Below are 20,324 nucleotides of genomic sequence, written 5' to 3'. Positions count from 1 at the left end.
GGTCAGGAAATCGCTTTGCAGAAGGCGGCTATCTTGTCCACATCCTTGATGCCCGGCGCGCTTTCCACGCCGGAGGATACGTCGACAAGTGGTGCGCCCGTAATAGCGACAGCGTCGGCGACGCTTTCGGGATCGAGACCGCCGGACAGGCCCCATGGCAGCGGCGGCGCAAATCCGCGCAGCAGCGTCCAGTCGAAGCGGAGGCCCATGCCGCCGGGAAGCGCGGCACCATCGGGCGTCTTGGCATCGTAGAGGAGGAAGTCCGCGATACCCACATAAGCGCGGCCCTGCTCTAGGTCGGCACGGGTTTTCACGGAGATCGCCTTCCAGATGTCCACGCCGAAGCGGTCGCGGATCGCCGCTACGCGCTCAGGTGCTTCGTGGCCGTGGAGCTGGAAGGTCTTGACGCCTGCCTGTACGGCGCGGGAGAGCGTCTCGTCATCCGGATCGACCATGACGCCTACGCCGACTACATGCTGGGGCACGCGAGCGACGAGCCCTGCGGCTTTATCGAAGTCGACATGCCTGGGGCTTTTGGGAAAAAACACGAAGCCCAAATGGCTCGCGCCCGCTTTAAGGGCAGCGTCAACGGTATCGGGCGTTGAGAGACCGCAAATCTTGATGGCGAGTCGGGACATGGCCGTCGTCTAGACCGGTTGGGGGCAGGGGCCAACCATTCTGCGCCACCGGGCGAAGAGCGGACGGTGAAGTGGACGCCTCAAAGCGTCGCTTCGATTTCCCTCGCGGCCAGATCGGGGTCTTCCGCCAAGGTTATCGGGCGACCGACTACGAGCATGGAGGCGCCCCGGTCCAATGCTTCGCGTGGTGTAACAGCGCGCTTCTGATCGCCCATCGCGCCGCCAGCGGGACGGACGCCGGGGACAACGAAATACCCGTCATGCCACGCGCGCTTGGCTATCGCGACTTCTTCGCCGGAGCAGACGATGCCGTCGCAGCCTGCGCTACGGGCGAGTTCGGCGAGACGGCTGACCTGATCCTCGGCACGCGCGCTGACGCCTATGTCGTTGAGATCATTGTCGTCTAGGCTGGTGAGGACGGTGACCGCAACGACCTTGGTATTGAGGCCGGCTGCGGCTTTCGCGTTCTCCAACATGGCGCGGCCGCCCGCTGCATGTACGGTCAGGACTGCGGGTTCCAGTACGTGAAGCGCCTGTACGGCTTTGGCTACCGTGTTGGGGATGTCGTGCAATTTCAGGTCGAGGAAGATCGGCAAGCCCAGCTTCGCCATCTCGTGCACGCCATGGTGACCATTGGCGCAGAAGAATTCCAGCCCCAGCTTGACCCCGCCGACATGACGGCGAACCTTAGTCGCGAGAGCCTGCGCCTTGACGAGGTCCGGGGTGTCGATGGCGATATAGATCGGGCTGGTCATAGGGCACTCGGGCTGATGGAATGAGCCTCCGCAGCGACGACCTCGGTCGAAGGCGCAGGCGGTATCACGGCTGCAAGCGCTTTTTCCGACGCGTCGAGCCGTTTTCGCAGCCGCCAGCGCGTTGCGCGCAGGGCAACCCAGAACGGCACCGCACCAAGGAGAAACGCCAACATCATCAGGATCGGTAGCTTCACGTCCGCCACCAGGTCACCCCATAGCTTCACGGGCACCGACGCCCAGTTCGCTTTGCAGAACAGTGCTATCGCAACGGCGACGATCACCCAGAACGCCGTTTTAAGGAACTGCATGGGAACCCCTCCTGCCTTGTTGCGTCAGCAGCGTAGGAGATTTCCGTCGGACGTTCCACCCCCTGCCGAAAGCGGTGTCAGGCAGCGCCGAATACACGGTCGAAGATCGTGTCGACATGCTTGAAATGATAGTCGAGGTTGAACTTGTCCTCGATTTCCTGCGCGGTCAGCGCCGCTGCGACATCGGGGTCTGCTTTCAGTAATTCGAGCAGCGAGAGCGCGCCGTCGGATTCCCACACCTTCATCGCGTTGCGCTGTACCATACGGTAGCTATCCTCGCGGCTGACGCCAGCCTGAGTCAGGGCAAGGAGGACGCGTTGCGAGTGGACGAGGCCGCCCATCTTGTCGAGGTTCTTCATCATCCGCTCGGGGTAGACGAGCAGCTTGTCGATGACGCCGGTGAGGCGGGCGAGGGCGAAGTCGAGAGTGATCGTGGCGTCCGGCGCGATGTATCGCTCGACCGACGAATGGCTGATATCGCGCTCATGCCAGAGCGCGACGTTTTCCATTGCGGGAAGGGCATAGGCCCGTACCATGCGAGCAAGGCCGGTGAGGTTCTCGGTGAGAACGGGATTGCGCTTGTGCGGCATCGCAGACGAGCCTTTCTGGCCGGGGGAGAAATATTCCTCCGCTTCCAGGACCTCGGTCCGCTGCAGATGGCGCACCTCGATTGCCAGCCGTTCGATCGAGGAAGCAACGACGCCAAGAGTCGCGAAGAACATCGCGTGGCGGTCGCGGGGGATCACCTGCGTCGAAACGGGTTCGACAGCTAGACCGAGTTTCCTGGCGACATATTCTTCCACCTTCGGATCGATGTTGGCGAAGGTGCCGACCGCTCCGGATATCGCGCATGTGGCGACTTCCTCGCGCGCAGCGACGAGCCTGACGCGGCAGCGCGAAAACTCCGCATAGGCTTCCGCGAGCTTCAGGCCGAAGGTGACGGGTTCGGCATGGATGCCGTGGCTGCGGCCGATGGTGGGGGTAAGCTTATGCTCGAACGCGCGGCGCTTGATGACGGCGAGCAGCGCGTCGATGTCCGCAATCAGGATGTCGCTCGCACGGGCAAGCTGTACCGCAAGGCAGGTATCGAGCACATCACTTGACGTCATGCCCTGATGCATGAACCGGGCTTCGTCGCCCACATTTTCCGCGACCCAGGTGAGGAAGGCGATCACGTCATGCTTGGTGACGGCCTCGATCGCGTCGATCGCGGCCACATCTATTTTGGGGTTGGTCGCCCACCAGTCCCAAAGCGCCTTCGCGGCAGATTTGGGGACCACGCCCAGGTCGGCCAAAGCCTCCGTTGCATGTGCCTCGATCTCGAACCAGATGCCGAAACGGCTTTCCGGCTCCCAGATGGACGACATTTCTTGGCGGGAATAGCGGGGGATCATAGGGCGAATCCTGATTGGAGAGTTGGCCCGCGCCTAGCAGGCAAGATCGGGAGCGGCAACGTGCATGCCGATCACGGTTCATCGCGCTTAGGAAAGAAACCGACGACGAACTGATGCGACAAGGGGGCGGGTCGACTCGCCAATCCGTGCGGAAGTGGAACGAAGACGGTGAACGCGCCGTTGTCCGTACGCTACTGGATCACTTGCTTTCACGGCCTCTGCCGCAGTGATCCGCCCGCAATTTGATGGAGAGACGATATGATCCGTACCCTTCTATGCTCGACTGCGCTGCTTATTGCGGCGCCTGCAATTGCCCAAACTACGGCTCCAGCCGGGACGGCCGCTCCAACGGCGCCTGCGGCTCCTGCTGCCCCGGCTCAGGCAGCGCCTGCGCAAGATCCTGCGCAAACCACGACTGACGCGCAGCCGGCCCAGCCAGCAACAGGTGCCACAACAGTCGCTGCAATCGTCGATAGCGAATTTCCCGCATATGATGCGGACAAATCAGGGCAGCTTGAGAAAGCCGAGTTCTCGAAATGGCTGGTTGCCCTGAAAGACCAAGAGCTGAAATCGACGGGCAAGACATTGCCGCCCGCTGAGGTGACGGCATGGGCGGATGGTGCGTTCGTCACGGCCGACGCGGACAAGAGCACCACCATCACGAAGGCTGAGTTGGTGAGCTATCTCAGCGGTGGTGCTGCCTAATACAACGCCCCGTTTGGTCACGAGGCTGAGCTGAAAAGCTCGATCGGGCGGCACAGGAGACTGTGCCGCCCATTTTTTTGATTGCGCTACGCGTCAATGGCTTCCTCATCCACGGCGGCCGCATTTTCCTGGATGAAGGCGAAGCGGTGTGCGGGGTTGGTTCCCATCAGACGATCCACCAGATCCCGAACGGCGGTACGCTCTTCATAATCCTGCGGCAGGGTGATGCGGATCATGCCCCGGGTCTTGGGGTCCATGGTTGTTTCGCGCAACTGCATCGGGTTCATCTCGCCGAGACCCTTGAAGCGGCTTATTTCCACTTTCTTGCCCTTGAACTCTTTGTTCATGAGCTGCACCCGATGCGCATCGTCGCGGGCGTAGAGGCTCTTACCCCCGGACACGAGGCGATAGAGCGGCGGCTGGGCGAGGTGGAGATGCCCACGGCGGACCAGTTCCGTCATTTCCTGAAAGAAGAACGTCATCAGCAGCGTCGCGATATGCGCGCCATCGACGTCGGCGTCAGTCATGATGACGATGCGCTCATAGCGAAGATGGTCAGGATTGCAGTCCTTGCGCGTTCCGCAGCCGAGCGCCTGAATAAGGTCGGCGATTTCCTGATTGGCGAGGATCTTTGCGCTGGTGGCCGACGCCACGTTCAGGATCTTGCCCCGGATTGGCAGGATCGCCTGCGTCTTTCGGTCGCGCGCCTGCTTGGCCGATCCACCTGCGCTGTCGCCTTCGACGATAAAGATTTCGGTGCCTTGCGGCGCGTCCGCCGAACAGTCGGTGAGTTTGCCCGGGAGGCGCAGCTTGCGCGCTGAAGTCGCGGTTTTGCGTTTGACTTCCTTTTCCTGCTTCCGCCGCAGCCGCTCGTCCATACGGTCGAGCACATAGGCCAGCAGCGCCTTGCCGCGATCCATCTGGTCCGAAAGGAAATGATCGAAATGATCGCGGACGGCATTCTCGACCAGCCGCGCGGCCTCGGGCGAGGTGAGGCGGTCCTTCGTCTGGCTCTGAAACTGCGGATCGCGGATGAAGACGGAGAGCATGACTTCGCAGCCGGACATGATGTCCTCCGCCTGTATGTCCTTCGCCTTCTTCTGCCCGACCAGATCGCCAAATGCCCGGATGCCCTTCACGATCGCAGTGCGCAGGCCCGCTTCGTGCGTGCCGCCATCGGGCGTCGGAATGGTGTTGCAATACCAGCTATAGCTTCCGTCCGACCATAGGGGCCAGGCGATCGCCCATTCGACCCGTCCCGCGTTCGATGGGAAATCCTGGCTGCCCGAAAAGAAACTGGTCGTCGCGCATTCGCGGTCTCCTACCTGCTCCTTCAGATGATCGGCGAGGCCCCCGGGAAACTGGAACACGGCTTCAGCGGGCGTATCGTCCGTCAGGAGCGTAGGATCGCATTTCCAGCGGATTTCCACGCCCGCGAACAGATAGGCTTTCGATCGCGCCAGCTTATGCAGCCGCGCCGGCTTGAACTTCATTTCGCCGAAGATTTCGCTGTCCGGAATGAAGCTGACTGATGTGCCGCGCCGGTTCGGTGCCGCGCCGACCTTCTCCAACGGCCCAAGCTTCAGACCCTTGGAAAAGCTCTGGCGATATAGTTCCTTGTTGCGCGCGACCTCTACAATGGTTTCGAGCGAAAGCGCATTGACGACGCTGATGCCGACCCCGTGCAGGCCGCCGGATGTAGCATAGGCCTTGTCGCTGAACTTGCCGCCCGAATGCAGCGTCGTCATGATGACTTCCAGCGCAGACTGATCCGGGAATTTCGGATGCGGGTCTACGGGAATTCCGCGACCATTATCAGTAATGCTGAGCCGGTTCCCCGCCTCCAACTGGATTTCGATGCGCGTGGCGAAGCCCGCAACGGCCTCGTCCATAGCGTTGTCGAGCACTTCGGAAGCCAGATGATGGAAGGCGCGTTCGTCCGTCCCGCCAATATACATGCCGGGGCGGCGGCGGACGGGTTCCAGGCCCTCCAGCACTTCGATCGAGGATGCATCGTAAGAACCGGAGGGTGAGGGCGCGCCGCCGGCGAAAAGGTCGTCTGCCATGGATCAGCTATAGGGTCGGGGCAAGCCGCTGCGCAAGGTCTGTGGCCGTAGAGCAACAGTTTATGTTGTTGTGTGAGGTTCATGAAACCGACGGCGACGACCGTTCGTATCTGTGGCGTCCCTACTTAGACAAATCAAAAGGACTATGTGCATGAAGACTCTGCTGACAGTATCGCTAGGCGCGCTGGCCATCGCTGCCGCAACTCCCGCCTTGGCGCAATCGACCGACGACGCCCAGAATTGGACCGGCCCTTATGTGGGCGGATCATTAGGCTATGGCTGGCAGCCGAATTTCGACCGTGACACGCGGGAAGTCGTGACCTTCGACACGAACAGCGATGGCAATTATGGTGACAGAGTGCGTTTGCCGTCGGGCGATGACGCGTTCTCCCCAGGCTTCTGCCGTGGTCGCGCGCTTGGATCTTCGCCCAGCAGCTGCACCAGCGACAAGGATGGCCGCACCGCATGGAAAGTGCATGCGGGCTATGACTATCAAATCGGCAACTTCGTGGTTGGTGGCGTAGTTGAAGGTGGCAAAAGCTACATCCAGAACAGCGTCAGCGCATTCAGTACTACGCCTGCGTTCTACACGCTTACGCGCAAACTGAGCTGGGACGGCGCGGCCCGTCTGCGTGCGGGCTATGCGCTGCCGACCGGAACATTGATCTATGGAACGGGCGGCCTTGCCTATGGCAAGATCAAGAACAGCTTCGTCACAAGCAACGGCTTGAACAATTTTACGGAAACGAACCGGAGCGACAAGGACTTCGGATGGACTGCCGGTGGCGGCATCGAGCAGAAGGTCGCGCAGAACTTCTCGATCGGCGTGCTGTACAAGTATACGCGTTTCAATGATGACGGTTATACGGTCAACGTAACACGTGGCGCGGCGGCGGCGAACAACCCGTTCGTAAACCCGGCCTTCACGTCAGGCACCACGAACATGCAGCGCACCAGCGACCGGTTCGAAAATCATAGCGTGCAAGCAACCGCCAGTTTCCGCTTCTAACTAGATCGGTCCGGTCGTTGGGGAAGCCAGCGACCGGGCTAACTTTGAGGAATGATAAGGGCCGCACCTGATTGGTGCGGCCCTTATCATTTTGGCATTCCGATGCTTAGCGAACCCGCGGCCCGCCAAAGGGCAGGGGCGGGGGTGCGCGACGCGTGCCGCGCGGCAATTGTGCCTGATAGGCACGGCCGCAATGCTCCACGCAATAGGGGAAGCCGGGGTTCACCTTCTCGCCGCAGAAGTGGAAGTCCGGCTCGCCCGGATGACCGATCGGCCATTTGCAGATCCGTTCGGTCAGATCGAGCAGCGATGTCTTGTCCGCAATCTCAGCGCTCGGCTTGGCAGGTACGAGACGGCGGGGCGGGGCAGGGGGAATGGGCGCCTGCTGATCGCCGGGCCCTTGCCGCAGGAAGCCGCCGGGGCCGACGGACACAATGCGGGGCGGAGGTGGAGCGGCAGGTGGTGCATCTGTCGCAGCGTCATCGTTCGTCGTGACACTGGGCGTCGCAACGGTAACGGGCGCCGGCATAATGGGCGCCGCGGGCGTCACATCCTTGACATCCTCTACCGGCGCGGCGTCAGGCTTCCGGACAGGGGCCACCACTTTCTTGCGGACGGTCTCGTTCGCCTTAACCGGCGAGGGACGCGATTGAAGCCCCAGACGATGCGCCTTGCCGATCACCGCATTGCGACTCACGCCACCAAGCTCTTCAGCAATCTGGCTGGCGGTCATTCCTTTTTCCCACATCGCCTTCAGTTGGTCGATGCGTTCGTCGGTCCAGGACAATTAGATGCTCCTTGTTATTTGTCTTGATGAATATGGGAAGTATCATTGCCTCCTTCAATTCACAAAACAGCGCTTGCGGCGCCAAGCGGCACTCGATAGGCGATCCGATCATGAACGACCAGTCCCAAAATGGCGACCCCGTCGCTACTTCCATGCCGCTCTCCGCCATTCGCTCCGAGCCGGGCGTCCCCGTTATCCGGAATGTGAACTGGGCAGGCACCCGTGCGCTCTACGTCAAGGAGGTGCGGCGGTTCATGAAGGTGCAGTTGCAAACCGTCTGGGCGCCTTCGGTCACGACTCTCCTCTATCTCGTCATCTTCACCGTAGCGCTCGGCGGCGGACGGCGGACCGTGCTGGGCGTGCCCTTTGCCGACTTCATCGCGCCGGGCCTCATCGTAATGGGCATGTTGAACGCCAGTTTCGCGAACAGCAGCTTTTCGCTCCTCGTCGGCAAGATACAGGGGACGCTGATCGATTATCTGATGCCGCCTATTTCAACGGGGGAGTTGTTGTTCGCGTTAGTCGCTTCTTCGGTGACGCGTGCCTGTATGCTCGGCTTTGCTGTGTGGCTGGCGATGGCGATATGGCCCGGTGTCGATGTGACGCCGGTCCACCCCTGGGCAATCATCTGGTTCGGTATCCTCGGCGCGTCGCTGGTCGCCTTCATGGGCGTGCTGACGTCGATATGGGCCGAAAAGTTCGATCATGCGGCGGCAGTCACCAATTTCTTCATCGCGCCGCTGACGTTGCTCTCAGGTACGTTCTACTCCATCGACCGCCTGCTGCCAGCGTTTCAGGTCATCAGCCACGCCAACCCGTTCTTCTACATCATCTCGGGCTTCCGCTATGGCTTCCTGGCGGTGGCTGATACCGACGTGATGGCGGGGACGGTCGTGATCCTGTTGCTCAACCTGCTACTGGGTGCGGTAACCTACCGGCTTCTGCGCACAGGTTGGAAGATCAAGGCATAAGCGGCAGGATCAATGCCGGTGGACGGAGCGGAGATTGTACTTCCCGTCGGCATAGTCCTCAAACAGCCGTGAGATGGCCGGATGATCGACAGGCTCAAGGCTTTCGTCCTCGACCAAGTTCTGTTGGCTGACATAGGCGACATAGCTCGCCTCGCCATTTTCGGCGAGCAGATGGTAGAAAGGCTGATTACGGTCGGGCCGGACGTCTTCCGGAATCGCTTCAAACCATTCTTCGGTGTTCGAGAAGACCGGATCAACGTCAAACACCACACCGCGGAACCCGAACAGGCGATGTTGCACCACATCGCCGATGCAGAATCGGGCGTGCGCGACAGGGGGAGCATTGCGAGCGGCAAGCGCGCCAAGGGGATTTATGCTGTTCATGACACATATGTAGTGGCGCGCGATGGGCAGGCAAGAAAAATGGCGACAGCACTGCTTGGCAAAGCCACTTTCATTCGCTAATGCCCGCCCCTCGACTAATCCGGGCCGGGCTGCAGATGCCAGCTTGAACCCGTATACCTCGCGGAGAGGTGGCAGAGTGGTCGAATGCACCGCACTCGAAATGCGGCGTGCCGGCAACGGTACCGAGGGTTCGAATCCCTCCCTCTCCGCCATCTAGCTAAATAAGCTACTGATTTCACTGAATAAAATGGCGTGACATCTAATCCGCCCAACATCATGACCAACATAACGATTCGACCAGGATTGAATGTTCCTTTTGCTTGGCGAACTGCCTACGTCCCGGTAGCTTCCGAGCAAGGGGGATTGCATGGCTAATGTCGGGAAAAATTGGAACGGTCACGTTTACGGAACAAACATCGGTAATGTTTCGGTTTCGCTAAACGGCGAGGATAACGCGCTTACCGGTTTGATTCGGCTAAGCGACAACCAACACGGCGTGATTGTTTATGACGTGACTGGTAGCTTCGAAGCGGGGACACTAACGTTAGATGGCAAGCCTCAAGGAGAGATTCCTGAGGGAACAGTTGTTGGGGAGCTAACGGTTGTTGGGGCGCTTACGCCTGAAGGCAGGATAGACGGCGAATGGTCCACCACGATTGGAACGGGTGGCACCTACCAACTTTGGCCTCACGCTTATCAAGTTCGTTCGACAAACCCCGGTGCAATCCCCGAACAAATGAATACTTCTTCCCGATCTATGGGAGCGATCCGCCTGTATGCGGATGATGTGCGGAGCCTCATTGCCCAGCTGGTCAAGGATTTCTCGCAAAAGCGCGCTGTTGTCACGTTCAATGACAAGGGTAACGAGAAGAACATATATGCCGATGAGTTTGAGGCTATCTTGGATGACCTTCCTGAATTAAAATATCTAAAGATTTCTGTCCAAGAGCCAGAAATGTTTGGGCTAAACCGGAACGCGATGGTGGAGCTTACTGCGTGGGGTGAAAACGCCATTCGGGTCCAAAGCGTTCAGGAAGCATACCCATTGGACAGCTTTGGGTGGGGAGCGGAACGTCCGGTATTGGGCTGAGCATCGGAGATAGCTGCCGCTGAATGGCTTCCCGCTTGCGATAATGCGGGGTAGGAAAGGCGATGGATAATCTACAACGAGCCAGCGTATCTTTGTTGATCGACGAGGATGATCTCGTCCCATCAGAAATTACAGCCCTGTTGGGTGCAGAGCCACGCTTGGGGGTTGCGAAAGGCGAGAAATTTCTTGGTAGCCACGGAAAATGTACCGAAGCGAGCACTGGAAAGTGGCAGCTTGGTGGTGACTGGAACACTCCTGTCGATCTCAATGACCAAATATCAACGCTGTTAGCAAGGCTGACGGATGACCTCGAAGTATGGAAATATCTTACTGCGCGCTACCACTGCTACATGAGTGTTGGCGGATATTTCGTTGATTGGACCGGCGGGATCACGTTGGCTCCTCAGACCTTAGGCGCACTATCGGCGCGCGGGCTTGCCATAGATTTTGACCTCTATGCCCACACTGCCTCCGAATAATTTCCCGAAGTCCGCTTTTGGCATCAAGGCTAGATAAGCAGAGCGACCAAAATTGGTCGATAGCCGTCCGGCAGCTTATCCTGTGATCGCCTGAGAGCCCAGCCTTCGCTGATTGAGGGTGAGTGTGGTGCATGCGGATTGTAAGAAGCCCCCGCCGGTTGGGGCGGGGGCTGGAGATTTTTCGGTAAGGCCTGAACCCTACTGGCCCAGCTTAACCACATTCGCGCGACGGGGGGCTTCCACCTCTTCGCGATACAGGCTGGCCATCGGTTCGTCGTCCACCGCTACGATGGTTTCTGATGAGAAACCGTTGAACACCGTCCGCATCGCGCAGCCATAGGCGCCGAGCATGCCGATCTCGATATAGTCGCCGACCTGCACGTCTGCGGGCAGCATGAAGGGGCCAACCATGTGGTCCATGTCGTCGCAGGTGGGGCCGTAGAAGCTGAAGCCCTTGGTTTCTGCGGCGCTTTCTTCCTCGCGCAGCAGCGTGACCGGGAAGCGCCAGCCGATGTGCGCGGCGTCGAACAGTGCGCCGTAGGCACCGTCGTTGATGTAGAGTTCGTCGCCACGGCGGCGCTCCACGCGGACGATCAGTGAGCTGTATTCGGCTGACAACGCACGACCCGGCTCACACCAGAGTTCCGACGAGTAGGACACCGGCAGGCTTTCGAAGCCGCGATGGATCGCGTCGAAATACAGTTCCAGCGCGGGCGGTTCCATGCCGGGATAGATCGAGGGGAAGCCGCCGCCGACATCGATGATGTCCACGGTAACGGCTGCCTCGACGATCGCGGCGCGGACGCGCTCGATGGCCTGGGTGTAGGCGTGCGGGCTCATCGCTTGGCTGCCGACATGGAAGCAGATGCCGAGCGCGTCCGCTGCTTGACGGGTGGCCATCAGCAGTTCCTTGGTCTCGCCGACTTCCGCGCCGAATTTCGATGCAAGGCTGAGTTCGGCGTAGTCGGAAGACACGCGGAGGCGGACGCAGAGTTCCAGATCGGTGGCGTCGTTGGTGGCGCGCATGATCTTTTCGAGTTCATCGACGGTATCGAGCGAGAAGGTGCGCACGCCATGCGTGTGGTATGCCTCGGCAATGGCTTCTTCGGCCTTCACCGGATGCATGAAGCACAGCTTGGCGTCCGGCAGCGTCTGCGCGACGAGGCGCACCTCCACAATAGAGGCGACGTCGTAATGCGTGATTCCGCTATCCCACAACGTCCGGAGCAGGTCCGGCGAGGGATTGGCCTTTACGGCGTACAGCGAGCGCCCCGGAAACTTCTCAGAGAAGAATTGGGCGGCGCGGGCGGCTGCCTGCGGGCGAATAAGCGTTACCGGGGCCGCCGGTTTGAGGGCAATTGCTACCCCCAGCGCGCTGGGATGCTCGTACAATTCAAGGGACCTCCAGTGTAGTTCAAGGTAAAAAGCTGCCTTGCGGTGGAAGTCCCATGGGGCAGCGGATGGCCGATATATGGCCAGTGCCCCCCCCTGTAAAGCGCTGTTATGAAAAAACTTGTAACCCGACTGTCATGAAAGGCGCGACTTGAAATCTGCATAGCCAAAGCTGCGGATTTCCTTGAGATCATCGGTTTCGCTGTTCCACAAATAGATGCTCGGCAGGGGCACGCCGTTGAAGGTGTTGGTCTTCACCATCGAGTAATGCGCCTGATCGAGGAAAGCGATCCGCGTGCCGGGTTCAGCCGTGCCGGGAAGGCGATAGTCGCCGATGATGTCGCCTGCGAGGCAGGATGGGCCGCCAAGGCGCGTCGCGACGCCGTCCGCCAACTCGCCGAGCATGGCGGGGCGGTAGGGTGCCTCGATCACGTCGGGCATGTGGCATGTGGCGGAGATGTCGGTGATGGCGACGGGCATGCCGTTGTCGATCACGTCCAGCACCTCGCCGACGAGGATGCCCGCGTCGAGCGCCATCGCTTCGCCGGGTTCCAGATAGAGAGTGAGGCCGGTTTCCTGTCTGATCTGTTGCAGGAATTCGATGAGCGAATCGCGCTGGTAATCAGCGCGCGTGATGTGGTGGCCGCCGCCGAAGTTGAGCCATTCCAGTTGCCCGAAATATTGCGCGATGAACGGCTCCACGACGCGCCACGTCCGTTCGAGCGGCAGGAAGTCCTGCTCGCACAGGCTGTGGAAGTGAAGGCCGGATACCCCTTCCAGATGTTCGGGCTTCAACTGGTCGAGGGGGAAGCCGAGGCGACTGTGCGGCTGGCAGGGGTCGTATTTCGCGACTTCGCCCTCGGCATGGAGCGGGTTGATGCGCAGGCCGATGTCGAAACTTTCGCCCGCGCGGCGGGCCGCGTCGATCTGCGGCTTGAAGCGGGCAATCTGATAGGGGCTGTTGAAGATCACGTGATCGGAGATGCGGAAGATTTCCGGCAGGTCTTCGGCCTTGTAGCCGGCGCAGTAGGTCGCGACTTCGCCTTTGTAGTGGTCACGGCCGAGGCGGGCTTCGTAGATGCCGGATGCGCAGACGCCGTCGAGATATTCGCCGATGACGCTGCCGAGCGACCACATCGAGAAAGCCTTTAACGCGCCGAGCATCCGGATGCCCGCACGATCACGCACGTCCTTCAGGATCGCGAGGTTCCGGCGCACCGCGGCCTCGTCCACTACAAAGGTGGGCGAAGGCACGCGATTCAAGTCGAAATGCGCGAAGGCTCCGGGGTCGCCGGCTCTGGTTTCCATTTGTTCTTATCCTTGAGGGCTGGCGGGCCTTAGAACGCTAGCGGGCCGTCCAGTTCCTTGACCTGCCAAGGCAGGCCGTGCGTGTTCAGCATGTCCATGAAGGGATCGGGATCGAACTGCTCCATGTTGAAGACGCCCGCAGCATTCCATGCACCGGTCAGGATCATTGCCGCGCCGATCATCGCGGGGACGCCAGTGGTGTAGCTCACTGCCTGATTGCCGGTTTCGGCATAGGCTTCTTCATGGTCGCACACGTTCCAGATGTAGAAGGTCTTTGCTTCGCCATCCTTGGTGCCGGTCGCGATGTCGCCGATGTTGGTCTTGCCCTTGGTCGTTTCGCCGAGCGAGGAAGGCTCGGGCAGCACGGCTTTCAGGAACTGGAGCGGGATGATTTCCTTGCCTTCGTAGATCACTGGATCGATGCGAGTCATGCCGACATTCTGTAGTACTTCTAGATGCTTGAGATACGCATCTCCGAAGGTCATCCAGAAGCGGATGCGCTGAATCTCAGGGAGATGGGTTTTCAGCGACTCCAGTTCTTCATGGTACATCAGGTACATGTTCTTCTGGCCGACCTGCTCGAAGTCGAAGCTCTGCTTGTGGCTCAAGGGCGGGGTTTCCACCCAATCGCCATTCTCCCAATGGCGGGCGACGGCGGTGACTTCGCGGATGTTGATTTCCGGATTGAAGTTGGTGGCGAAATGCTGGCCGTGGTCGCCGCCGTTGCAATCGAGAATGTCGAGCGTTTCGATCGTGTCGAGGTGATGCTTCTTGAGGTAGGTCGCGAACACGCTGGTGACGCCCGGATCGAAGCCGGAACCCAGCAGCGCCATGATGCCCGCTTCCTTGAAGCGATCATGATAGGCCCACTGCCAGTGATATTCGAACTTGGCTTCGTCGCGCGGCTCGTAGTTGGCGGTGTCCATGTAGTGCACGCCGGTCTTCAGGCACGCCTCCATGATCGAGAGATCCTGATAGGGGAGGGCGAGGTTCACGACGAGCGCGGGCTGGACATGTTCGACAAGGTTCGCGGTCGCTTCGATGTCGTCGGCGTCGACCTCTGCGGTAGCGATGGATACGCCTGTCCGAGCCTTTACCGATTCGGCGATCGCATCGCACTTGGCGATGCGGCGGCTGGCGAGAGTGATCTGGCTGAAAATTGCCGGGATCTGCGCCATCTTGTGAACGGCTACCGATCCGACGCCGCCTGCGCCGATGACAAGGACCTTGCTCAATCTAATGCTCCATGCTTGGAACGCGGAACCCGCGCGAATGCGCCCATATAGGGATGAACAATGACAGCGCAAAGACTGGCGAGCCGAACACCCACTTTGGCCGGGGTGAAGCGCGCGGCGGAAAAGATTGCCGCCATATTGCCGCCTACGCCGCTGCTACCGCTGGAGATTGAGGGGCGGACGATCTGGTGCAAGGCGGAGTCGTTGCAGCCGATCGGCGCATTTAAGATTCGGGGTGCATGGCATCGGCTATCGGATTTGTCAGAGACCGAGCAGGCCAGTGGCGTGGTCGCTTTCTCGTCCGGGAACCATGCGCAGGGCATTGCATGGAGCGCGCGCAGGCTCAGCATCGGTGCGACTATCGTGATGCCGGCCGATGCACCGGTGGCCAAGATGGAGGCGACTCGCCGCCTGGGCGCGGATATCGTCACATATGACCGGATGACCGAGAGCCGGGAAGCCATAGCCGCCCGCCTTGCCGAGGAGCGAGGCGCGACTCTCGTGCCCAGTTTCGATGATCCGTGGATCGTCGAAGGGCAGGGAAGTGCTGCGTTGGAAGCGGCCGCGCAGTTGCAGGGGATGACGGGCAAGGCGCCCTCGCAACTGGTGATCTGCTGCGGCGGCGGAGGTTTGGCCAGCGGTTGCGCGCTGGCGCTCCCGGATGCGCGGATCACGATCGTGGAGCCGGAGGGATGGAACGATTTCGGCGAATCGCTGCGAGCGGGTCAGATCGTTCCGGTTGCCGCCAATCCTCCGCCGACGCGCTGCGATGCGCTCCAAACGCTCCGGATTGCGCCGCTCACCTTCGACATTCTGCGGGAACGGGGGGCTATCGGCGTAAGCGTCAGTGAAGCGGAGGTGGCTCACGCGATGCGAGTCGCCATGACGTCGCTTGGCCTCGTGCTCGAAGCGGGTGGAGCGGTGGCGCTGGCCGCGATGCTGTGCGGGAAAGTGACGCCCGATGACGCGACCGTCATCACGCTTTCGGGCCGCAACGTCGATCCTGAAACTTACGCATCGATGATCGCCGCTTGAAATGCGGTCAGCGACCTATAGGGTCGCGCATGTGAGCGAGGCAGACCCCTTATCCGCAGCGGATGCGGCGAGAATCAGGCTGGTCGCGGCATTGGCCCAAGTGGCGCGGCAGGATCGCACGGCCCTGCGGCAGGTCTATGAAATGACGTCCGCGAAACTATTTGGAATATGTCTCCGTATATCCAGCGATCGGGAAGCGGCGGAGGACATATTGCAGGACGTGTACATAAAGGTCTGGAATCGTGCGGGCCGGTTCGATGCGGACCGCGCGAGTCCGATTACCTGGTTGTGCGCCATCGCCCGCAACACCGCGATTGACTGGCAGCGATCATCGAGTCGCGTGGTGACTGCGCCAGAAGACGCCGCCCACGCCATCGCCGATGATCGCCCGCGCGCGGACCAGTCCATCGAGCGGGAGCAGCAAAGCGACCGGATCAACCTTTGCCTGGACGAACTTGAGGGCCGTCAGGGCGAGGCCATTCGCGCCGCGTTCTTCGACGGCCTGACCTACGCCGATCTTGCGGTGCGCATGGATGTGCCGCTTGGCACGATGAAGAGTTGGGTCCGTCGCGGTCTTCAGCGCCTTAAAGGATGTCTGGGCGATGGCTGAGCCTGGCACTCCCCTCTCGGCTGACGAACGCGACGCGCTGGCCGCCGAATTGGCGCTCGGCATGTTGACCGGTGCGGAAAAGGCGCAGGCGTTGCGGCTTCAGCTTTCCGACGCAGCCTTCGCAGCCGAAGTTGCAGCGTGGGAAGCACGCTTTGCACCTCTGCACCTGAATTATGGGGAGCATGCGCCTCCTGCAAATGTGTGGAACGGCATTGCGGCGCGGCTAGACGGACCGAACGACATTAGCCGGGATGCCGGGTTGCACGCGAAGTTGATGGCTTGGAAAACCGGGGCGCTGCTGTCGGGCGCGCTTGCGGCGTCGCTGGCGCTGGTGCTGTTGTTCCGTGCGCCCGATTCTCCGTCGGTCGATGCGCCGCAGGTCGCACAAGCGGCTCCGCAACTCGCTGTCGCCCAAATGGTCAGTCCCAAGGCGGACATGATGGTCGTAGCTCGCTACGACGCCGCCACGGCACAGTTGAAGCTGCGTGCCGACAATATGCCGCAGGGCGCACTGGTGCCGGAGCTTTGGGTGATACCGGCCGATGGCAAGCCACGCTCGCTTGGCTTCATAGCCACCACGGGTACGACGCGGATGGCGGTGTCGCCAAAGATGCGCGTGATGCTGGAGGATGGCGTGACCCTGGCCATCACGATGGAGCCTGCCGCCGCCGTGCCGCATGAAGCGCCAAGCAGCGCGCCAGTGGCCGCGGGCAAGATCACCATCATCTGAGTCTTCCCGACGGCGGCCGGGACGGTGCGCTCGTCATCGAACTGCAACAACATATATAGGCGGCCAAGCGCATCCTTCCGGCGTCTAGGCGCGTATCTTCGCAGCATCCGGCAACCGGGTGCGACACAGGAAGGACGCCTTCAGATGAAATCCACCCTCTTCAAGCTTTCGCTCTCGCTTGCTGGCGCGATGCTGCTCGCCAGCGGCACCGTCGCCTACGCCAAGAACCCGATGGTCGGCGGTGCTGCAATGTACCCGACGAAGGACATCGTCGATAACGCTGTCAATTCAAAGGATCACACGACTCTCGTCGCGGCTGTACAGGCCGCGGGGCTGGTAGAGACGCTTAAAGGACCGGGTCCGTTCACCGTATTCGCGCCGACGAACGCTGCGTTCGTAAAGCTGCCCGCCGGCACCGTCGAAACGCTCGTGAAGCCCGAGAACAAGGCGGCGCTTACGAACATCCTTACCTATCATGTCGTGCCCGGCCGATTGACCGCCGCCGACATCGAGAAGCAGGCGAAGGCCAGCAATGGCATGGCGCACCTGACCACCGTGCAAGGCGAAATGCTGATGGTTTCGAAGGAAAAGGGCGATTGGTATCTGACCGACGCCAAAGGCGGCAAGTCGAAGATCACCATCCCCAACGTGATGCAGTCCAATGGCGTGATCCATGTCGTCGATACGGTTCTGATGCCCTGAACCTGACGATGACCTGACGCTTTGGAATGTTGCGAGCCCGCCGACATTTCCCCGTCGGCGGGCTTTATGCGTGTGTTCAGCCGATCATTTTCCGCAGTGTCGCGATCATGTCCGCTTCCGCTGCGGGCTTGTCGCGCCTGATGCGCGAGACGCGGGGGAAGCGCATGGCGAGGCCGGATTTGTGCCGCTTGCTTTCGTGTATTGAGTCGAAAGCTACTTCCAGCACCAGGGTCTTTTCGACTTCTCGGACGGGGCCGAAGCGGTTGACGGTGTTGCTGCGCACGAAGCGGTCGAGTCCCTTCAGTTCCTCGTCGGTGAAGCCGGAATAGGCCTTGCCGACTGGCAGTAGTTCACCGTCCTCAGTCCAGCAGCCAAAGGTGTAATCGGAGTAATAGGACGAGCGTTTGCCGTGGCCGCGCTGGGCGTACATCATCACGCAGTCGGCGGTCAGCGGATCGCGTTTCCATTTGTACCAGAGCCCGGCGCGACGGCCCGGGACATAGGGGCTGTCGCGGCGCTTGAGCATTACGCCTTCGATCGCGGCATCGCGGGCACCCGCGCGGATATCGCCGAGCGCTTCGAAATCGGGGGCGTCGATCACTGCGGAAAGGTCGAAGCGCGTGGGGTCGAGGGACGGCATGAACGCTTCGAGGCGGGTGCGGCGGTCGGTCCAGCCAAGGCTGCGCAAGTCCTCATCGCCTTCCAGCAACAGGTCGTAGAGCCTTACGAACGCTGGATATTCTCCCAGCATCTTGCCTGACACGACCTTGCGGCCGAGGCGTTGTTGAAGGGCGTTGAAGCTGGCCGCCGCGCCACCGTGGGCGTCGGCGCCCTGCACGTCGCCTTTGACCAGCAGTTCGCCGTCCAGCACGGCATGGCCAGTGAATGCCTCCGCCACATCGGGGAAGCTGCCGGTGATGTCGTCGCCTGCCCGGCTATAGAGCCGCGTTTCGCTGCCGGTGCCGACGATCTGGACGCGGATGCCATCCCACTTCCACTCGGCGGCATAGTCGGCGAGATCGACGCTTTCCTCCTCCAGCGGATGGGCAAGCATGAAGGGGCGGAAAAAGGGCGTGCCTGCCGGATCGGGCTGGCCGCTGCGGCCCTCCAGCCAGTCGAAGAGCGTGGCGTAGGGCGGGGCGAGCGCGTGCCAGCTTTCCTCTATGTCGTCGACTGGCACGTCGAACGCTTGGCCCAGCGCCGTTTTGGCGAGGCGGGAGGATACGCCGACGCGCAGGCCGCCGGTCGCGAGCTTCAGCACGGCAAAACGCCCGCTGGTGTCGAGGTGGTCAAGCATTTCCGCCAAGGCCGCGGGAGCCTCGGCCCGCTTGATATTGGAAAGCCGCTGCACCACCTGATCCAGCGTCAGCGTGCCGTCATCTATATCCTGGTCGACCACCTCCTGTTCGCGCTTCACCCAAAGCAGTGACACCGTTTCCGCCAAATCCCCGACATAATCGCGGCTCATCTCGAACAGGATGGGATCGACTCGGTCGCGGATCATCTCCCCAATGGCGGAGGATTTCACGGCTTTCAGGTCCAGCGCCCCAGTCAATGCGGCCAGCGCCCAGCCGCGGTCGGGATCAGGCGTCTTACGCATGTAATCGCCGATCAGTTTCAGCTTGCCGTTGCGCGAGGGGGTGTAGACGAGGCCGTCGAGAAGCTGTGCGAACTCACGCATCGTCTTCGTCCTCTCGGCCCACCATGGCGAGGGCGCGTGCGCGAATCTGGCGCATCGCGCACCAGTGCACGAGCGCCTCCTCCCGCCCGTGCGTCACCCATGTTTCATTGGGCGCGACTTCGCGGATGGTGTCGGTGAGTTCCTCCCAATCGGCATGGTCGGAAATCACCAGCGGCAATTCGACATTGCGCTGGCGGGCGCGCTGCCGCACGCGCATCCAGCCTGACGCCATGGCAGTAATGGGATCGGGCAGGCGGCGGCTCCAGCGGTCGTTGAGCGCGCTGGGCGGGGAGATGACGATGTGGCCGCGCATGTCCTTGGCGGCGACGCCTGCGGCGGGCCGCAGTTCGCCCATCTCGATGCCGAAGTCGGAATAGAGCGCACACATCTTCTCCATCGCGCCGTGGATGTAGATGGGGTCACGGTGACCCCTGTCGCGCAATTCGCATATGATGCGCTGTGCCTTTCCGAGCGCATAGGCGCCGACCAGCACGCAGCGTTCGGGATGGCTGTGGAGTGCGCCGAGCAGGCGGTCGATCTCGCTGCCGGTGTCGGGGTGGCGGAATACGGGGAGGCCGAAAGTCGCTTCCGTGACGAAGATGTCGCAAGGGACCGGCACGAAGGCGGGGCAGGTGGGGTCCGGGCGGCGCTTGTAATCGCCGGTGACGACGACGCGCTCGCCCGCATGGTCGAGCACGATCTGCGCGGAGCCCAGTACGTGACCGGCGGGGACGTACCGGATGGCGACATCGCCGAGCGTGAAGGTCTCGTCATAGGCGAGCGGCGTGCCATCTGCGGTCCCATACCGCAGCGCCATGATCGCCAGCGTCTCGCGCGTTGCCCACACATGGCCGTGACCGCCGCGCGCATGATCCGCATGGCCGTGCGTTACCAGCGCGCGGTCACGGGGCTGGCTGGGATCTATCCAGGCATCGGCGGGGCGAACGTAGATGCCGGTGGGGTGCGGCTCTATCCAGTGGGGAACGGATGACATGCTCCATCAAGATGGGAGCACATATGTTAG

The 20,324-nt window shown here is 61.2% G+C and carries 21 protein-coding genes and 1 tRNA gene; 10 read left to right on the top strand and 12 right to left on the bottom strand.

The window, feature by feature from the left end; all coding sequences use genetic code 11:
* Positions 1 to 2: 2 nt before the first annotated feature.
* The 4 genes from C1T17_RS11700 to purB form a co-directional block, all read right to left on the bottom strand.
* Positions 3 to 638, bottom strand: a complete 636-nt coding sequence (locus C1T17_RS11700; RefSeq protein ID WP_104955178.1) for a phosphoribosylanthranilate isomerase — start codon at positions 636 to 638, stop codon at positions 3 to 5.
* 80 nt (positions 639 to 718) lie between these two features.
* Entirely contained in the window at positions 719 to 1,393 is a 675-nt protein-coding gene (gene pyrF, locus C1T17_RS11695; RefSeq protein WP_104953597.1) for an orotidine-5'-phosphate decarboxylase, read from the bottom strand.
* Positions 1,390 to 1,701 carry a LapA family protein gene (locus tag C1T17_RS11690; protein ID WP_104953596.1) on the bottom strand — a complete coding sequence of 104 codons (312 nt, stop codon included), beginning with the start codon at positions 1,699 to 1,701 and terminating at the stop codon, positions 1,390 to 1,392. The genes pyrF and C1T17_RS11690 overlap by 4 nt, the downstream gene beginning before the upstream one ends.
* 77 nt (positions 1,702 to 1,778) lie before the next feature.
* Positions 1,779 to 3,095: an adenylosuccinate lyase gene (gene purB / locus C1T17_RS11685; RefSeq protein WP_104953595.1), complete on the bottom strand. Its 1,317-nt coding sequence runs from the start codon at positions 3,093 to 3,095 to the stop codon at positions 1,779 to 1,781.
* 258 nt (positions 3,096 to 3,353) lie between these two features.
* Between purB and C1T17_RS11680 the strand changes: the two genes are divergently transcribed.
* Positions 3,354 to 3,800 carry an EF-hand domain-containing protein gene (locus tag C1T17_RS11680; RefSeq protein ID WP_104953594.1) on the top strand — a complete coding sequence of 149 codons (447 nt, stop codon included), beginning with the start codon at positions 3,354 to 3,356 and terminating at the stop codon, positions 3,798 to 3,800.
* 86 nt (positions 3,801 to 3,886) lie between these two features.
* On the opposite strand, the gene parE is transcribed toward C1T17_RS11680, so the two are convergent.
* Positions 3,887 to 5,866, bottom strand: coding sequence for a DNA topoisomerase IV subunit B (gene parE, locus C1T17_RS11675; RefSeq protein WP_104953593.1), 1,980 nt, complete (start codon positions 5,864 to 5,866; stop codon positions 3,887 to 3,889).
* A gap of 151 nt (positions 5,867 to 6,017) precedes the next feature.
* Between parE and C1T17_RS11670 the strand changes: the two genes are divergently transcribed.
* On the top strand, positions 6,018 to 6,875 hold the full coding sequence (locus tag C1T17_RS11670; RefSeq protein ID WP_104955177.1) for an outer membrane protein: 858 nt from the start codon (positions 6,018 to 6,020) through the stop codon (positions 6,873 to 6,875).
* 106 nt (positions 6,876 to 6,981) lie between these two features.
* On the opposite strand, the gene C1T17_RS11665 is transcribed toward C1T17_RS11670, so the two are convergent.
* Positions 6,982 to 7,662 carry a GcrA family cell cycle regulator gene (locus C1T17_RS11665; protein ID WP_104953592.1) on the bottom strand — a complete coding sequence of 227 codons (681 nt, stop codon included), beginning with the start codon at positions 7,660 to 7,662 and terminating at the stop codon, positions 6,982 to 6,984.
* A gap of 110 nt (positions 7,663 to 7,772) precedes the next feature.
* Here C1T17_RS11665 and C1T17_RS11660 point away from each other — a divergent pair, with 110 nt between their 5' ends.
* Positions 7,773 to 8,633, top strand: a complete 861-nt coding sequence (locus tag C1T17_RS11660) for an ABC transporter permease (RefSeq protein ID WP_104955176.1) — start codon at positions 7,773 to 7,775, stop codon at positions 8,631 to 8,633.
* A 9-nt stretch (positions 8,634 to 8,642) separates the two neighbouring features.
* Here C1T17_RS11660 and hspQ read toward each other — a convergent pair whose 3' ends face one another.
* Complete coding sequence (gene hspQ, locus C1T17_RS11655) at positions 8,643 to 9,017, bottom strand: heat shock protein HspQ (protein WP_104953591.1); 375 nt, start codon at positions 9,015 to 9,017, stop codon at positions 8,643 to 8,645.
* A 143-nt stretch (positions 9,018 to 9,160) separates the two neighbouring features.
* Between hspQ and C1T17_RS11650 the strand changes: the two genes are divergently transcribed.
* The 3 genes from C1T17_RS11650 to C1T17_RS11640 all read left to right on the top strand — a co-directional run bounded on the left by C1T17_RS11650 (position 9,161) and on the right by C1T17_RS11640 (position 10,607).
* Positions 9,161 to 9,250: transfer RNA gene (locus tag C1T17_RS11650), tRNA-Ser, on the top strand.
* 155 nt (positions 9,251 to 9,405) lie between these two features.
* On the top strand, positions 9,406 to 10,128 hold the full coding sequence (locus C1T17_RS11645) for a hypothetical protein (RefSeq protein ID WP_104953590.1): 723 nt from the start codon (positions 9,406 to 9,408) through the stop codon (positions 10,126 to 10,128).
* 62 nt (positions 10,129 to 10,190) lie between these two features.
* On the top strand, positions 10,191 to 10,607 hold the full coding sequence (locus C1T17_RS11640) for a DUF4279 domain-containing protein (protein ID WP_104952841.1): 417 nt from the start codon (positions 10,191 to 10,193) through the stop codon (positions 10,605 to 10,607).
* Between the two features lie 198 nt (positions 10,608 to 10,805).
* Here C1T17_RS11640 and C1T17_RS11635 read toward each other — a convergent pair whose 3' ends face one another.
* The 3 genes from C1T17_RS11635 to C1T17_RS11625 all read right to left on the bottom strand — a co-directional run bounded on the left by C1T17_RS11635 (position 10,806) and on the right by C1T17_RS11625 (position 14,542).
* A complete protein-coding gene (locus C1T17_RS11635; protein WP_104953589.1) occupies positions 10,806 to 11,999 on the bottom strand; it encodes a type III PLP-dependent enzyme in 1,194 nt (397 codons plus the stop codon).
* A gap of 135 nt (positions 12,000 to 12,134) precedes the next feature.
* Entirely contained in the window at positions 12,135 to 13,307 is a 1,173-nt protein-coding gene (locus tag C1T17_RS11630; RefSeq protein WP_104953588.1) for a carboxynorspermidine decarboxylase, read from the bottom strand.
* 29 nt (positions 13,308 to 13,336) lie between these two features.
* The gene (locus tag C1T17_RS11625) at positions 13,337 to 14,542 is read right to left on the bottom strand and encodes a saccharopine dehydrogenase family protein (RefSeq protein ID WP_104953587.1); all 1,206 of its coding nucleotides are present in this window, start codon (positions 14,540 to 14,542) and stop codon (positions 13,337 to 13,339) included.
* A gap of 60 nt (positions 14,543 to 14,602) precedes the next feature.
* On the opposite strand from C1T17_RS11625, the gene C1T17_RS11620 reads away from it, so the two are divergent.
* From C1T17_RS11620 to C1T17_RS11605, 4 genes are all read left to right on the top strand, one after another.
* Entirely contained in the window at positions 14,603 to 15,577 is a 975-nt protein-coding gene (locus C1T17_RS11620; protein ID WP_189338319.1) for a threonine/serine dehydratase, read from the top strand.
* Positions 15,578 to 15,608: 31 nt separating this feature from the next.
* Positions 15,609 to 16,187, top strand: coding sequence for a sigma-70 family RNA polymerase sigma factor (locus C1T17_RS11615; protein ID WP_223262562.1), 579 nt, complete (start codon positions 15,609 to 15,611; stop codon positions 16,185 to 16,187).
* Positions 16,180 to 16,917, top strand: coding sequence for an anti-sigma factor domain-containing protein (locus C1T17_RS11610; RefSeq protein ID WP_104953584.1), 738 nt, complete (start codon positions 16,180 to 16,182; stop codon positions 16,915 to 16,917). Before C1T17_RS11615 ends, C1T17_RS11610 begins: the two co-directional genes overlap by 8 nt.
* A 144-nt stretch (positions 16,918 to 17,061) precedes the next feature.
* A complete protein-coding gene (locus tag C1T17_RS11605) occupies positions 17,062 to 17,619 on the top strand; it encodes a fasciclin domain-containing protein (RefSeq protein WP_104953583.1) in 558 nt (185 codons plus the stop codon).
* Between the two features lie 76 nt (positions 17,620 to 17,695).
* On the opposite strand, the gene C1T17_RS11600 is transcribed toward C1T17_RS11605, so the two are convergent.
* Together C1T17_RS11600 and C1T17_RS11595 are read right to left on the bottom strand one after the other, a co-directional pair.
* Positions 17,696 to 19,300: a cisplatin damage response ATP-dependent DNA ligase gene (locus C1T17_RS11600; protein ID WP_104953582.1), complete on the bottom strand. Its 1,605-nt coding sequence runs from the start codon at positions 19,298 to 19,300 to the stop codon at positions 17,696 to 17,698.
* On the bottom strand, positions 19,293 to 20,294 hold the full coding sequence (locus C1T17_RS11595) for a ligase-associated DNA damage response exonuclease (protein ID WP_104953581.1): 1,002 nt from the start codon (positions 20,292 to 20,294) through the stop codon (positions 19,293 to 19,295). Before C1T17_RS11595 ends, C1T17_RS11600 begins: the two co-directional genes overlap by 8 nt.
* Positions 20,295 to 20,324: the final 30 nt, after the last annotated feature.

This window comes from Sphingobium sp. SCG-1 (genome assembly GCF_002953135.1).
Lineage (GTDB): Bacteria > Pseudomonadota > Alphaproteobacteria > Sphingomonadales > Sphingomonadaceae > Sphingobium.
This window is presented reverse-complemented; position numbering and strand designations above follow the sequence as displayed.